General features: G+C 64.5%; 11 protein-coding genes. 8 read left to right on the top strand and 3 right to left on the bottom strand.

The genetic code is table 11. The features are described from left to right. Positions 1 to 57: 57 nt before the first annotated feature. Entirely contained in the window at positions 58 to 492 is a 435-nt protein-coding gene (locus HHL22_RS06695; protein ID WP_169530158.1) for a hypothetical protein, read from the bottom strand. Between the two features lie 90 nt (positions 493 to 582). Between HHL22_RS06695 and HHL22_RS06700 the strand changes: the two genes are divergently transcribed. Then, the gene (locus HHL22_RS06700; protein ID WP_317172632.1) at positions 583 to 1,923 is read left to right on the top strand and encodes a glycosyltransferase family 4 protein; all 1,341 of its coding nucleotides are present in this window, start codon (positions 583 to 585) and stop codon (positions 1,921 to 1,923) included. On the opposite strand, the gene HHL22_RS06705 is transcribed toward HHL22_RS06700, so the two are convergent. Further along, complete coding sequence (locus HHL22_RS06705) at positions 1,895 to 3,706, bottom strand: hypothetical protein (protein ID WP_169530159.1); 1,812 nt, start codon at positions 3,704 to 3,706, stop codon at positions 1,895 to 1,897. The genes HHL22_RS06700 and HHL22_RS06705 overlap by 29 nt on opposite strands. Positions 3,707 to 3,905: 199 nt before the next feature. Between HHL22_RS06705 and pseB the strand changes: the two genes are divergently transcribed. Further along, on the top strand, positions 3,906 to 4,928 hold the full coding sequence (gene pseB / locus HHL22_RS06710) for a UDP-N-acetylglucosamine 4,6-dehydratase (inverting) (protein WP_169530160.1): 1,023 nt from the start codon (positions 3,906 to 3,908) through the stop codon (positions 4,926 to 4,928). On the opposite strand, the gene HHL22_RS06715 is transcribed toward pseB, so the two are convergent. Next, positions 4,929 to 6,002, bottom strand: a complete 1,074-nt coding sequence (locus HHL22_RS06715; protein WP_169530161.1) for a PKD domain-containing protein — start codon at positions 6,000 to 6,002, stop codon at positions 4,929 to 4,931. A 993-nt stretch (positions 6,003 to 6,995) separates the two neighbouring features. Here HHL22_RS06715 and pseC point away from each other — a divergent pair. The 6 genes from pseC to HHL22_RS06745 all read left to right on the top strand — a co-directional run bounded on the left by pseC (position 6,996) and on the right by HHL22_RS06745 (position 13,579). Further along, entirely contained in the window at positions 6,996 to 8,177 is a 1,182-nt protein-coding gene (gene pseC / locus HHL22_RS06720) for a UDP-4-amino-4,6-dideoxy-N-acetyl-beta-L-altrosamine transaminase (protein WP_169530162.1), read from the top strand. Positions 8,178 to 8,194: 17 nt separating this feature from the next. Continuing rightward, positions 8,195 to 8,848: a pseudaminic acid biosynthesis-associated methylase gene (locus HHL22_RS06725; protein WP_169530163.1), complete on the top strand. Its 654-nt coding sequence runs from the start codon at positions 8,195 to 8,197 to the stop codon at positions 8,846 to 8,848. Next, positions 8,848 to 9,582 (top strand): cytidylyltransferase domain-containing protein, encoded by a 735-nt coding sequence (locus tag HHL22_RS06730; protein WP_169530164.1) that lies wholly within the window; start codon positions 8,848 to 8,850, stop codon positions 9,580 to 9,582. Before HHL22_RS06725 ends, HHL22_RS06730 begins: the two co-directional genes overlap by 1 nt. Before the next feature lie 4 nt (positions 9,583 to 9,586). Beyond that, entirely contained in the window at positions 9,587 to 11,086 is a 1,500-nt protein-coding gene (pseG, locus tag HHL22_RS06735) for a UDP-2,4-diacetamido-2,4,6-trideoxy-beta-L-altropyranose hydrolase (protein WP_169530165.1), read from the top strand. Between the two features lie 118 nt (positions 11,087 to 11,204). Beyond that, positions 11,205 to 12,275, top strand: coding sequence for a pseudaminic acid synthase (gene pseI, locus HHL22_RS06740; RefSeq protein ID WP_169530166.1), 1,071 nt, complete (start codon positions 11,205 to 11,207; stop codon positions 12,273 to 12,275). After that, complete coding sequence (locus HHL22_RS06745) at positions 12,272 to 13,579, top strand: glycosyltransferase family protein (RefSeq protein ID WP_317172633.1); 1,308 nt, start codon at positions 12,272 to 12,274, stop codon at positions 13,577 to 13,579. The genes pseI and HHL22_RS06745 overlap by 4 nt, the downstream gene beginning before the upstream one ends. Positions 13,580 to 13,607: the final 28 nt, after the last annotated feature.

Here is a 13,607-nt window from a genome sequence, read left to right on the forward strand (position 1 = left end):
CGGATTTAACGGATTGCGTGGATACGCCCGCTGCGCGGGCTGACTACGCGGGGGGGGCTAGGAGGCGCGGCGCATTTGCTCCTCGAGGGCCAGCAGGCGGCGATGCAGCTCGGCATTGCTAGGCGCTTCGGTTTCGAGCTTCACGATACGGGCCTCCTTGTCGGTATTGCTTTCGGTGAGCTTGCCCGTTTGCTCGAAGGTGGCTTGCAGGCGGCGGTTGGTAGTTTGGGCTTCGCTCTTGATGTCGCGCACGTCGGCTTTCACCTCACGCATTTCATCAGTCAGCACATCTACATGGTCGGTCAGCACGTCTACGCGGCCGGTGAGCACGTCGATTTTCTTATCAAACTTATCTTCCAGGCGCACGAAGCCGTTGAGTACTACCTCGGTAAGCTGCTCGAAGCGACGGTTGAAGGTTTCGTTGAGCCGGTCGGTGGCTTTTAATTGGTCGGCCACCAAGGCCAGGAGTTCGGTGGCTTGCTCGTTGGTCATGGCAAGGAAGGCGGGCTTGAATAGCCAAAGGTACGGCCCCGGCAGCCTAGGGCATCGCGTAGCTTTGCCAACAAAAATTCGCCGCCCGCCGTGCCCGAAACTGCCTCCCCGCTTCGCCTGCTCGTCATCACTTACTACTGGCCGCCCTCGGGCGGGGCGGGCGTGCAGCGCTGCCTGAAGTGGGTGAAGTATCTGCCGGGCCTGGGCGTGGAGCCCACCGTCATCACCGTGGACCCCGACCAAGCCACTTACCCGGTGCGCGACGAGAGCCTGCTGCACGACGTGCCCCTAGGAGTGCGCGTCATCCGCACGGCTACGCTCGAGCCCTTTGGCTCGTACCAGAAGCTGACGGGGCGGGCCGTGCCGCACGGCGGCTTCGCCAACGAGGGCACCCCGAGCCTTTCGCAAAAAGCCATGCGCTTTGTGCGGGGCAATTTGTTTATCCCAGACCCGCGCCGGGGCTGGAACGCCTACGCGCTAGCCGCCGTGGAGAAGCTGCTGGCGCAGGGCGAGCGCTTCGACGCGGTGCTGACGTCCTCGCCCCCGCATTCTACTCAGCTCATTGGCCTGGAGCTAAAAAGACGCCACGGCCTGCGTTGGCTGGCCGATTTGCGCGACCCCTGGACCGACATTTACTATACCAAGGACCTGCACCGCACCCCGGCCGCCGCCTGGCTTGATGCGCGCTACGAGCGGCAGGTGCTGCGCGGGGCCGACGCGGTGCTGGTAACCTCGCCCGAAACCGAGCGCCTGTTCCGGCGCAAACTGCCCGACTTGGCGGCTGGCAAAATCGTGGTGCTGCCCAACGGCTACGACGAGCCCGATTTTCAGCAGCCCTCCCAGCCGCCCGCAGACTGCCTGCGCATCACCCACACCGGCACCATCACGGCGCGTTATCGCATTGACAATCTGCTCCGGGCCGTGGCCGAGTGCGGCCGGCGCCTACCCGCCGTGCCCTGGCGGCTGCGCTTCATAGGGCAGGTCGATGCCGGCATTCGGGCGCAGGTGGCCGCGGCGGGCTTGGCCGATGCCACGGAATTTCTACCCTTCGTGCCGCACCAGCAGTCGGTGGCCTACCTGCTGCAAAGCAGCGCCGTGCTCATGGCCATCCCCGACGTGCCGCTGAACCTGGGCATCTTACCGGGCAAAGTCTTTGAGTACCTGGCTACTTATAAGCCCGTGTTGTGCGTAGGCCCGGCCGGCTCCGACGCCGACCACATTCTGCGCGAAGCCGGCGCCGGCCAGGCCCTGCCCTACGACGACTACGAGTTGATGCTGAGCACCTTGCTAGCCCTAGGGCACCGCTGGCAGCAAAGTCCCGACCTCGACCTGCCCCCGAGCCCGATGGTGGCGCGCTACTCGCGGCGGGGCCAGGCGGCGCGGCTGGCCCAGCTGGTACCCGCTAGCGCCAGGCCGGCGGCAAGTAGCTGAGCAGGCGCGCTTTGGCATCAACCCAGCGCGAGTGGCGCAATTGGCCCTGGCCACGCCAGGCGGCCAGGGCGGCGGCCAGTTGCTGGGCCAGGGCGCGGTAGTGGCGCGGCTGGTAATGGCGCAGGTTGTTGGTCACGTCGGCGCGGGTTTGGATGAGGGGACGCACGTCGATGACAACGCAGTTTTCGGCACCCGCCACGAACTCGGCCAAGGCGGCGTTCAGGGCCGCGTGGCGGGCTAGGGCGGTAGGCTCGGCGGGGTTGGCCAGCTCCAATTCGGCGCCGTTGAGGAAGAAAATGGGAATGGTTGCCGGAATCTGAGCGCGCAGCCAAGCCAGATTTTCTTGGAAGCGGGCGGGGCTGATTTGGCCCTCACACGTAAAATCCCGGGCAAACTGGCGCAGGAAGTTTTCATCCATCCCGCGGTAGCGGCGCTGGGCAAAGCGGGCAGCCTGGGCAGCCGGGTCGCGGGCGGTGAGGTCGTAGTAGCCGCCAAAGGGCACCTCGTAGCCCGTGGCCCGCTCGCGGTACAGCTCCTGGGTATAATCCATGATTGTGCTGAAAATCAGTGTGTCATAGTCAAATTGCCACAGCTTGGTAGCGAACGCCTCGCGGCCCAAAAACGGCAGGCTAGCCCCTAGGCGCTGCAGCGCGGCCGGGGGCAGCTCGCGGCCTTCGCGCAAGAGCACAGTGTGCTCGAGGTGGGCGATAATCTGATTTTCGTTGGCGTAGTTAAATTCCTCTTCTACTTGTACCTCATACGCTTGCAGAAAAGGCGTGAGCTGCCCCAGGTCGCAGCCGCCCTTGAGCAGCACCCGCAGGCGCGGCGTGGCCCTAGGGGGTGCGGGGGCAGCCGTATCAGCCGAGGCCGCCGCTACCGTAATCCAGTCGGGCCGGTCGGTGCGATTTAGCTCGCTCACTACTTCGCCAGCCACTTCCAGCCCAGGAAAGCCCAGCCAGGCGTAGGTGAACTGCTCGATGCCGAGGTGCAGGATGCGGCACGAGAAAGTAAACTGCTCTAGCTCATTGGTTTGCTGATTCAGGCTAAACACGCCCACCAAACCGTAGTCGCCCAGCGCGTCGCGCACACGCACGCTGCCCCAACGCCGGCTGGGGTCGTCCAGGGCAGTGGCCAGCGCTGTTTTTTCCACCCGCACCTTGGTGAAATTGAGTTGGTTGCTCCGGTTTATCAGTTCCTCGATGCGCTCCAAGTCGGGCAGCAAGGCGGCCGCGCCCTCGCGAAACTCGACCTGAATGCCGGCGGCGCGCAGGTAGGCCAGGTTGTCGGCGCCGTACTGCTGGCGCACGGCCTGCTGGCGCTCCAACAGCTGGTACTGCTGCAAGCGGCTCAGGGTGGGGTCGGGCTTGCCGCTGGCGCGCAGCAGGGGCCCTAGGGTGGGCAGGTCGGCAGGGTCGGCCGTTTGCAGGCCGGGGTTGTAGAAGGCGGCTTCCTGGCGGTTGGCGGCGTTGTCGTCCAAAAACAGCGCGTTGGGCGCCCGCAGCTGCATGGCCTCCAGTAGCTCCTTGATAACCGGGCCCTTGGGCTGCCAGCTCACCCGCAGAAACACGAATAAGTCGCGGATGCCCAGGCGCGTTAGCTCGGCCTCCACCGGCCCTAGGTCGTTCTTGCTCACGATGGTGTGCACCAGGCCGCGGGCGGCCGTGTCGCGCACCAGGGCTAGGTTTTCGGCGAGCGCCTCCACGGCGCCTTCCGAGAGGGTACCGCGCCAAAAGGTGTCGTCGAGGTCCCAGATGAGCAATTTAACGGGGTGCGGCAGGGTCATGCGAAACGAAGGGCTAGGGCGGCAACAAAGTTCGGGCGGCCGGCGGGGTTATTTTTGCAGCCAGATTTCTTTACTAAATGTGAAAATGTATTGAATGTGGAAATATGGAGATGAGCTAGGCTGACTGGCTGCCCCAGGCCTTAGACACTTTTCATTTTCACATTTCCCACATTCCCTGCATTTTCCACATTACCCACTCATGGCCCTCGACCTCAACGGCAAGTCCATCCTCATCACCGGCGGCACGGGCTCGTTCGGCAAGCAGTTTGTCCGCACCATTTTCCGCCTCTACCCGGGCATCCGCCGGCTCATCGTCTTCTCGCGCGACGAGCTGAAGCAGTACGAGATGAGCCAGGAGTTTCCGCAGAGCCAGTACCCGGCCATCCGCTTCTTTTTGGGCGACGTGCGCGACCCTGCCCGCCTGCACCGGGCCTGCGAGGGCGTGGACATTATCGTGCACGCCGCCGCCCTCAAGCAAGTGCCGGCCGCCGAGTACAACCCCATGGAGTGCATCAAAACTAACATCTTCGGGGCCGAAAACGTGATAAACGCCGCCCTCGACAGCGGCGTGCACGACGTAGTGGCGTTGAGCACCGATAAGGCCGCCGCCCCCATCAACCTCTACGGCGCCACCAAGCTGTGCTCGGACAAGCTCTTTGTGGCAGCCAACAACATGAAGGGGGCTAGGGACTTGCGCCTCTCGGTGGTGCGCTACGGCAACGTGATTGGCTCGCGCGGCTCGGTGGTGCCGTTCTTCTTGCAGCAGCGCCGCACGGGCGTGCTGCCCATCACTCACCCCGACATGACGCGCTTCAACATTTCGCTCGAAGAGGGCGTGGACCTGGTGCTCTACGCGCTGGAGCACGCTTGGGGTGGCGAGATTTTCGTGCCCAAAATCCCGAGCTACAAGATTACCGAGGTGGCCCGCGCCATTGGGCCCGACTGCGAGCAGCAGATTGTGGGCATCCGGCCCGGCGAGAAGCTGCACGAGGAGATGATAACCCAGACCGACGCGCTAAGCACCGTGGAGCTGGACCGCTACTACGTGATTTTGCCCGCCACCGCCCCCGGCTGGAACGTGGACAAGTTCATCGAGAAATTCGACGGCAAGCGCGTGCCCGAGGACTTCCACTACGACTCGGCCAACAACACCGACTGGCTGAGCGCCGAGCAGATACGCGAGGAAATCCGCCTGCACGTAGACCCCGCGTTTGAGGTGTAACTACTTCACCACTTCGACCCAGCCACGCAGGCGCTGGCCAGTGGTGGGATTGTAGAGAAAGTAGTAATACAGGCCGGCGGATTGGCCTGCTGCCGCCCAGGAGTTATCATAATGCTCCTGGCGGTGGATTTCCCGGCCCCAACGGTTAAACAGCGTCAGGTCCCAGTCGGAAGCATTCAGCCCTCGTAAGGCAAAATGCGCATTGGCGGCGTTGTCGCCGGCAGGAAGGATGATATTTGGTAGCAAGGACGGGCAATCCGCAAAGCTCACGGTTATCTGCGCTTGGGTGGTGCAGCCGGTAGGGCTTGTTACCCTTACTTGGTATTGGCCGGCTTGGATTATGGTTTGTCCGCTGGTGGTACTTCCGTCTTGCCAGCGGTAGGTGGTGCCAGCTGGCTGCGGCCCAGGGCTGAGCTTGTACTGCCCGCCGGCGCACAGCGTAGTGTCGGCGGGCCAAGCTATGCGGGGCAATGGCAGCACTTGCACCGTTTGGCCCGTTTCAAATACCTGCCCGCTGCTGGAGGTTACGCGTAGGCGCACCGCGTAAGTGCCAGCTTGGGTGTAGGTGTGGCTAGGGGCCTGCCCGGCGGCCTGGTTGGCACCGCCCGCATCAGGGTCGCCAAAATCCCAGGCATACGAGGCTGCGGTGACGAAGGGACTCAGCGACGACTGAAACAGCACCGGCTCGCCCGCACACGTGACGGCTGAGGCGCTTACGGTACCAGAATTAGTAACAACCACGGGCGGTAGGTTTAAGTCGTTGGGGCCGCGAGGCAAGGCAAACTGGCAGGTCGCGCCTTGCAGGTCGACTACCCGCTCCTCGTAGCGCACAGCGGCAGCCGAGGCATTGACGTTGGTAAGCCGCGCTAAATAATGACTGTCCCATGCCGAAACGTAGATGTTGCCGTCAGGACCGAGTTGCAAATCGTTAAGCTCGCCGCGCGTGGTGATAGGAATGCGCTGCTTAGAAGCCGCGATGGCCGCTGGTGTTCCAGCTAGTAGGTTGTATTGCCAGATTTCGTGGCCTCCTACAGTGTCGGCGTACAGGCGCGAGCCGTCGGGTGAAAATTCCAAGCCGCCAATGATGCAATCTCTATTCGGTCCAACTTTATTAGCCCCCTGAAGCGAGTCAGGCAGAATACGACGCTGCGTAACAGTGCCGGTGCTAAGAGAAAAATCCGCTAATTCAAGGTAGGTACGTCTTTTAAAATAAGGCGCGTTAGGTAAAACTGGCACTAAGTCGTACCAAGCGGTTACTAAATGCTGCCCGTCGGGAGAAGATTTTAGTCTATATAATTCATTGAAAAAGAAAGTAGCATAGGCGGTCGGCGGGCCGCTCAGCACGGGTAAGCCTTGCCAACCAGTCGCGGTCAGCAACCAAGCACAGTATTGGTTAGTAACGCGATTTTGAGTGATTATCCACAGGTCGCGGCCGTTAGTATGGCGTACGGCCGTTGGTGCACCATAATTAGCAAGCCATTGCGAGTAAGGCAGCGAATCTGCTTCCACTACCTCCCCTAGGCCACCCCGCCGCCCCATATCTATCACTGCGTATTGAAAGCCCGTAATGCATGCCTGCCTGTATTGTTTCGCAACACTACGGAGTACGTAGTAGCGACCTGGCCGCCCAGGCTGGGGCACAACTAGACAGGCTGAGGAGGCGCCGATAGTAGCACCCAACGAGCAACTTCCCAGCACATTACCCGGCATGGGTGCCTCGGTGCGGTCCCATAAGTTTGTATCCTCACCACTTAGCTGCACTACCCCGGCGGCATTGGAGATAGTGAAGGGGCTATGAGGCCTGTCGTGCTGGTTGCCAGGCAGGAACGTGGGGGTACCCGTATTGAAGGTTATGCCAGCCGAACTGCCGAAGTACCAGTTGTAGTATTCGCGTTGAGCCCATCCGGTGGCGGGGGCTAGCAATTCGAGCAATAGCAGTAGTAAAAAATATCTCACTAGGTTGATACGGTGTAAGGCAGAGCTTAAGCGCCGTTCAAATATGGAGCCGGATTGAGCTGAGCGCCACGGCCGCGAGCAGGTCGGGCCGCGACTGTACTTTTGCCCCCCATGTTTACGCCTACTCATCCCCTCCCCTACGGCCGCCAGCACATTACCGACGACGACGTGGCCGCCGTCGTTGAAACGCTGCATTCGGATTTCCTAACCCAGGGGCCGCGGGTGGCGGAGTTTGAGGAGAAATTCGCCGCCTACGTGGGCGCCCGCTACGCCGTGGCCGTGAGCAACGGCACGGCCGCCCTGCACTTGTGCGCGCTAGCCCTAGGGGTGCAGCCGGGCCAGCGGGTCATCACCACGCCCATCACCTTCGCGGCCAGCGCCAACTGCGTGCGCTACTGCGGCGGCGAGGTGCACTTCGCCGACATTGACCCGGCTACGGGCCTGCTGGATTTAGCGGCCGTGCGCCGCCTGCTCGAAGCGCACCCTAGGGGCTACTTCACGGGGCTGATTCCGGTGGACTTTGCCGGGCTGGCCGTGGATATGGAAGCGGCGCGGGCGCTGGCCGACGAGCACGGCCTCTGGCTGATTGAGGACGCCTGCCACGCGCCGGGCGGCTTTTTTGTAGACAGCCAGGGGCAGGAGCGCCGCTGCGGCAGCGGGCAGCTGGCCGAGCTGGCCATTTTCAGCTTCCACCCCGTCAAGCACATTGCCACCGGCGAGGGCGGCATGATAACCACCAACGACGAAGCCATGGCCCGCCACCTGCGCCGCCTGCGCACCCACGGCATCGAGCGCGACGCCACCGGCCTGCTGCGCCAGGACGAGGGCGGCTGGTACATGGAAATGCAGGAGCTGGGCTACAACTACCGCATTTCGGACCTCAACTGTGCCCTAGGGCTCAGCCAGCTGGCCCGCGCCGAGGCCGGCCTGGCCCGCCGCCGCCAGCTGGCCGCCGCCTACGACGCGGCCTTTACCGCCACGCCCGGCGTGCAGGTGCTAGCGCCCGGCCGCGCGGGCCACGCCTACCATTTGTACGTGATTGAAGTAGCTAATCGGCGCGGGCTCTACGAGTTCTTGCGCACCAAAAACATTCTGACCCAGGTGCATTACGTGCCGGTGCACCGCATGCCCTACTACGAGCGCCTGGGCTGGGAATTCGGCGACTTTCCGCACGCCGAAGCCTACTACAGCCGCTGCCTGAGTTTGCCCCTCTACCCCACCCTCACCGACGAGGAGCAGCAGTACGTGGTGGCCTGCGTGCAGGAGTTTCTGGCTCATAACCCGACGGCGTAAGCGTCACCGCCTTTTATATGCAACCTACTCAACAAGAAGAATTCTGGGCTGGCGAGTTTGGCCGCGAATACACCGACCGCAACTCGCGCCACCTGGCCGAGTGGAACGACTTTTACCGCCGCACCTGGGGCCTGACCAAGCCCGAAATGAACCAGCGCTTCCTAGGGGATTTACCCGCCGAAAGCCGCATTTTGGAAGTGGGCTGCAACACGGGCATGCAGCTGCGCGGCTTGCAGGAAGCCGGCTTTTCGCAGCTCTACGGCGTGGAGCTACAAGCCTACGCCGTGGAGAAAGCCAAGGAATATACCCAGCATATAAACATCATGCAGGGTAGCGGTTTCGACTTACCGTTTAAGGACGGTTTCTTTGACGTGGTGTGCACCAACGGCGTGCTGATTCACATTGCCCCGGCCGACCTGCCCCAGCTCATGGCCGAGATGGTGCGCTGCTCGCGGCGCTACATCTGGGGCTTTGAGTACTACGCCCCCGCCACCACGGCCATCCCGTATCGCGGCAACGAGGGCTTTTTGTGGAAGGCTGACTTCGCCCAGCTTTTCCTGGATACTTTTCCGCAGCTGCGCCTGGTAAAAAAGGAGTTATTTCCTTATGTGAGCGCCCCCGAGCAGGGCAACACCGACGCCATGTACCTGTTGGAAAAAATCCCGAGCTAATGCAAACGGCCGGCATTATTTCGCAGGTGCGCATGGGCAGCACCCGGCTGCCGGGCAAGGTGTTGTTGCCGGTAGCCGGGCGGCCCATGCTCGACTACCACGTGGCGCGGCTGCGCACCAGCGGCCTGCCGGTGGCACTGGCTACCACTACCCTGCCGGCCGATGATGTGCTGGCTGCCTACGCTGCCGAGCATGACTTGCCGTGCTACCGAGGCTCAGAAAGCGATGTGCTGAGCCGCTACTATGAGGCCAATCAGCAGCTGGGGTTCGACGTGGTAGTGCGCGTCACCAGCGACTGCCCGCTGCTCGATGGCCCCACCATCGGGGCGGCCGTAGCGCGCTACCTGGCCGAGGGCAACGCCCTCGCCTACCGCTCGAACGTAGTAGCCCGTACTTTTCCGCGGGGGCTGGATTTCGAGATTTTCTCCGCCGACTTGCTGGCCCTGGCCCACCGCCGCGCCACTACCGCCGCCGAGCGCGAGCACGTGACGCCCTACCTACGCGCCCAGTTTGCGCCCGCTGGCCCCGTGCTGCGCCGCGACGAGCTGTGCCCCCTGGGCGACTACAGCGCCCCGCGCCTGACGCTGGATGTGCCCGCCGACTTTGAGGTATTGCGCCAATTAATCGGCACCTATCACGCCCACGAACTCGCGCTGCCCGAGCTACTGGCGCTGCTGAACGCCCACCCCGAGCTACTGGCGCTAAACGCCGAGGTAGTGCAAAAAACCGCCTAGGCCTATGGCTACTGCCCCCCGCCTCGTGCTCCGCGCCGATGGCAACGGCCGCCTGGGCCTAGGCCACCTGATGCGACTATTGGCGCTGGCCGAGTTGCTGCGGCCGGACTTTACGGAGGTGCTTTTTCTGACGCAGACGCCCGATGAGGCTGTGCGCGAGCTGGTGCGACGCGCGGGCTTAAGCCTGGGCGAGCTGCCTGGCCAGCCCCTGGGCCCGGAGGCTACCGCTACGCTGCCGCCCCTGCTGCGCCCTACCGATGTGCTGGTGCTCGATGGGTACAGCTTCGACTACGCCTACCAGCTGGCGGTGCGGCCGCTGGTGGCCCGCTTGGTGTGCCTGGATGATATCCACGCTTTCCCCTTCGCTGCCGACCTGGTGCTGAACCCGGCCGGGGGCGTGGGGCCAGCCGCCTACGACCTGCGCACGCCGGGCGCTCGCTTGCTGAGCGGCCCCGCCTACGCGCCGCTACGCGAGGAGTTTCTAACGCCTGCCTCCCCAACCGACCCTGCGCCTAGCCCCCACCAAGTGCTGCTGTGCCTGGGCGGGGCCGACCCGCGCCAGCTGACCCGCGCCACGGCCGCCGCGCTGCTGGCGCTGCCGGGCGTGGCGCACGTGCACGCCGTAGCGGGGGCCGCCTACGCTGGCTGGGACGAGCTGCGCACCTGGGCTGCCCCCCACGCCGAGCGCCTGACGCTGCACCGGGCCCTGGGCGGCGCCGAGCTGGCGGCCCTTATGCGGCAGTGCGGCGCGGCCGTGCTCTCGCCCAGCACCATCAGCTACGAGTACTGCGCGGCGGGCGGCGGGCTGCTGCTGCTGCTGCCCACCGCCGACAACCAGCACGACCTCGACCGCTTTTTGCGGGCGGCGGGCCTAGGGCTACCTTATACTACCGCCCCCAACGTGCTCACCGCCGCCGAGGCGCCGCGCCTAACCCAGCAGCTGAGGCAGGCCCAGCACCGCTGCTTCGATGGGCAGCAGGGGCGGCGCCTGCGCCAGGAGTTTACCGCCTTGCAAGTGCCGGCCGCGCCGCTGCGCCTGCGCCCGGTGCAGCCCGCCGACTCCGCCCAGCTGCTGGCCTGGACCAACGACCCCGCCACCCGGCAGCAGTCGTTCGACCCCGCGCCGGTGCCGCTGGCGCAGCACGAAACCTGGCTGGCGGGCCAGCTGGCGCAACCCGCGCGCTACCTGTTGCTACTGGCCGAGGAAACCGCTACGGGCGAGCCGGCGGGCTTGATTCGCTTTGCTTTATCCGATAATAATGAGCAAATTACGGCTATACTAAGCTACTCCCTAGGGCCGACTTACCGCGGGCGGGGCTGGGCGGCGCCGCTGCTGCTGGCGGGCACGCGGGCGGCCCTGGCGCACTGGCCGCAACTGGCGCAGGTGCGCGGCGAAGTGAAGGTCGACAACCTGGCTTCGGTGCGGGCCTTTGGGCGGGCCGGCTATCAGCAAGTGGCGAGCAGCGGGCCGGCGGGCAGCCGTACTTTTGCCTGGGTGGCCTAGGCACGAAGGCTCGGCGCCGGCCTGGCGGACGCTTTTTGCCGGGCCCTTGACAGGGGCAGCCGCCCGGCCGAGGCCCTTGCACTACCTGGCCATTGCGTTAACAGTGAATCGATTATCTATGGATATTACCATTGGCGGGCGGCCCGTGGGTCCCGCCCAGCGGCCCTTTATCATTGCCGAAATGTCGGGCAACCACAACCAGAGCCTCGACCGGGCCCTGGCCCTGGTAGATGCGGCGGCCGACGCGGGCGTGGACGCCCTCAAGCTCCAAACCTATACCGCCGACACCATTAGCATGGACACGGGCTTCGTTATCCGCGAAAATGGGCAGTCGCTGTGGGAGGGCAAGAGCCTGTATCAGCTTTATAAAGAGGCCTATACGCCCTGGGAGTGGCACGCGCCCATCTTTGAGCGGGCCCGGCAGCGGGGGCTGCTGGCCTTCAGCTCGCCGTTTGACGAGTCGGCGGTGGATTTTCTGGAGGCGCTCGACGTGCCGGCCTACAAGATTGCCTCGTTCGAGAATGCGCACTGGCCGCTGCTGCGCCGGGTGGCCGCCACCGGCAAGCCCGTGATTGTGAGCACCGGCGCGGCCACCCTCAGCGAGATTGACGAGGCCGTGCGGGTGCTACGCGGCGCCGGCTGCCGCGAGCTGGTGCTGCTCAAGTGCACCAGCACCTACCCCGCCTCGCCGGCCACCACCAACCTGCGCACCATCCCCGTGCTGGCCGAAACGTTCGACTGCCCGGTGGGCCTCAGCGACCACACCATGGGCGTGGGCGCCAGCGTGGCGGCGGTGGCCCTAGGGGCCTGCGTCATCGAAAAGCACTTCACCCTGCGCCGCGCCGACGGGGGCGTGGATTCGGCCTTTTCGCTCGAGCCCGAGGAGCTGCAGCTGCTGGTAGCCGAAACCACCCGCGCCCACCAGGCCCTGGGAACGGTGCAGCTGTGCGTACAAGCCAGCGAGGCGAAGAGCCGCATCTTTAAGCGTAGCATCTACGTGGCCCGGCCCATTGCTGCTGGCGAACCCCTAACCGCTGACAATCTGCGTATTATTCGGCCCGGCGACGGGCTGCTGCCGCGCTTCTGGGACGTGGTGCTGGGCCGCCCGGCCGCCCGCGACCTGGCCCCCGGCACCCCCCTCAGCTGGGACGCGCTGCTGGGCGAGCCCGTGGCCGCCCCCCAGCCGTGAGCGCGCCCACTGCTAGCCCCCTGGCCCAGCGGCTGCGCGATGTGCTACAGCTGCGCTTTACCGACTTATTTGCCGCGCTGCCTGCCTCGGTGCTGGCGGGTATTTCGCCGGCCAGCCCCTGGCGGCGTCTGGGCCGGGTGCTGGGCTACGCCGGACTGCGGCTGGTGGGCAACGTATTTCAACCCCTGCGCAACCCCGGCGAGCTGCGCGGCGCGGTGTGGCTCTACGTGGTGAGCGCCAACAACTACGAGGCATTGCGCTTCATCCAAGAAGCGCGGCCCGACGCGGTGCTGGTGGCGGGCCAGGGCAAGAATATCGGGCGCTACGGCGGGGCGGTAAACCGGCTTTCGCTGCGCCGTAAAATATTGTACTACTGGCAGTACCCGGCAGCACTGCGAGGGCTGCGGCAGCTGGTGGGCAGCCGGGCGCTGCGGTTTTTCGACCTCGTTTTTTACGCCATCGGCTACTACGAGGTGTACCGCCGGGCGCTGCGCCACTACCGCCCTAGGGCCGTGGTGTTTGCCAACGACCACAACGACGATAGCCGCTCGCTGCTGCTGGCCTGCCGCGCCGAGGGCGTGCCCACGGCCTACGTGCAGCACGCCAGCGTGAGCACCAACTTCCCGCCCCTGGGCTTCGACCTCAGCCTGCTCGAAGGCCAGGACGCGCTGGATAAGTACCGGCAGTGCGGCCCCGTAGCCGGGCGCGTCGAGCTGGTGGGCATGCCCAAAGCCGACGCCTTTCTGAGCCGGCGCAATACCAACCCTAGGGTGCAACGGGTGGCGGTAGCCTGCAATATTCACGACCCGCTGCCCGCCCTAACGGAGGCGCTCGTGTTCCTGACCGCGCAGTTTCCGAACCTCACGTTTACCCTGCGCCCCCACCCTAGCGATACGCGCGACTTCAGCGCCCTGCGCCAATTGCTGCCTGGTTTGCAGTGGTCGGATGCCCGGCAGGAGCAGGTATTCGACTTTTTGCTGGCGCACGACGCGCTCATCGCCGCCGACACCTCGACGCACCTAGAGGCTACCCTGCTTAACGTGGCTAGTATGTACTACCGCTTCGGCACTAATGCCCTCACCAACGACTACTATGGCTACGTGCGGCACGGCCTGGTAGCGCGCGCCGATAGCTTGCCGGAGTTGGCAGCGCTGGTGCAGCAGTATGCGGCCTGCAAGCCGGCCACGCTCTACCAGCGGGCGGCCTACTACAATGCCACCCTAGGCACCGAGCTAGAAGGCCATAGCCAGCAATTTTGCCTGGCTAAACTGGCTGCTATGCTGGACAATTCACGGGCTGAATAAGGGGGTTACACTGTAGCTTTGTTGCTTA

Source organism: Hymenobacter polaris (assembly GCF_012927305.1).
Taxonomy (GTDB): domain Bacteria; phylum Bacteroidota; class Bacteroidia; order Cytophagales; family Hymenobacteraceae; genus Hymenobacter; species Hymenobacter polaris.

Bases quoted from the DNA above. Each gene is read 5' to 3' on its own strand.
- HHL22_RS06695 (WP_169530158.1), bottom strand. From the start codon at position 492: ATGACCAACGAGCAAGCCACCGAACTCCTGGCCTTGGTGGCCGACCAA.
- HHL22_RS06705 (WP_169530159.1), bottom strand. From the start codon at position 3,706: ATGACCCTGCCGCACCCCGTTAAATTGCTCATCTGGGACCTCGACGAC.
- pseB (WP_169530160.1), top strand. From the start codon at position 3,906: ATGGCCCTCGACCTCAACGGCAAGTCCATCCTCATCACCGGCGGCACG.
- pseC (WP_169530162.1), top strand. From the start codon at position 6,996: ATGTTTACGCCTACTCATCCCCTCCCCTACGGCCGCCAGCACATTACC.
- HHL22_RS06725 (WP_169530163.1), top strand. From the start codon at position 8,195: ATGCAACCTACTCAACAAGAAGAATTCTGGGCTGGCGAGTTTGGCCGC.
- HHL22_RS06730 (WP_169530164.1), top strand. From the start codon at position 8,848: ATGCAAACGGCCGGCATTATTTCGCAGGTGCGCATGGGCAGCACCCGG.
- pseG (WP_169530165.1), top strand. From the start codon at position 9,587: ATGGCTACTGCCCCCCGCCTCGTGCTCCGCGCCGATGGCAACGGCCGC.
- pseI (WP_169530166.1), top strand. From the start codon at position 11,205: ATGGATATTACCATTGGCGGGCGGCCCGTGGGTCCCGCCCAGCGGCCC.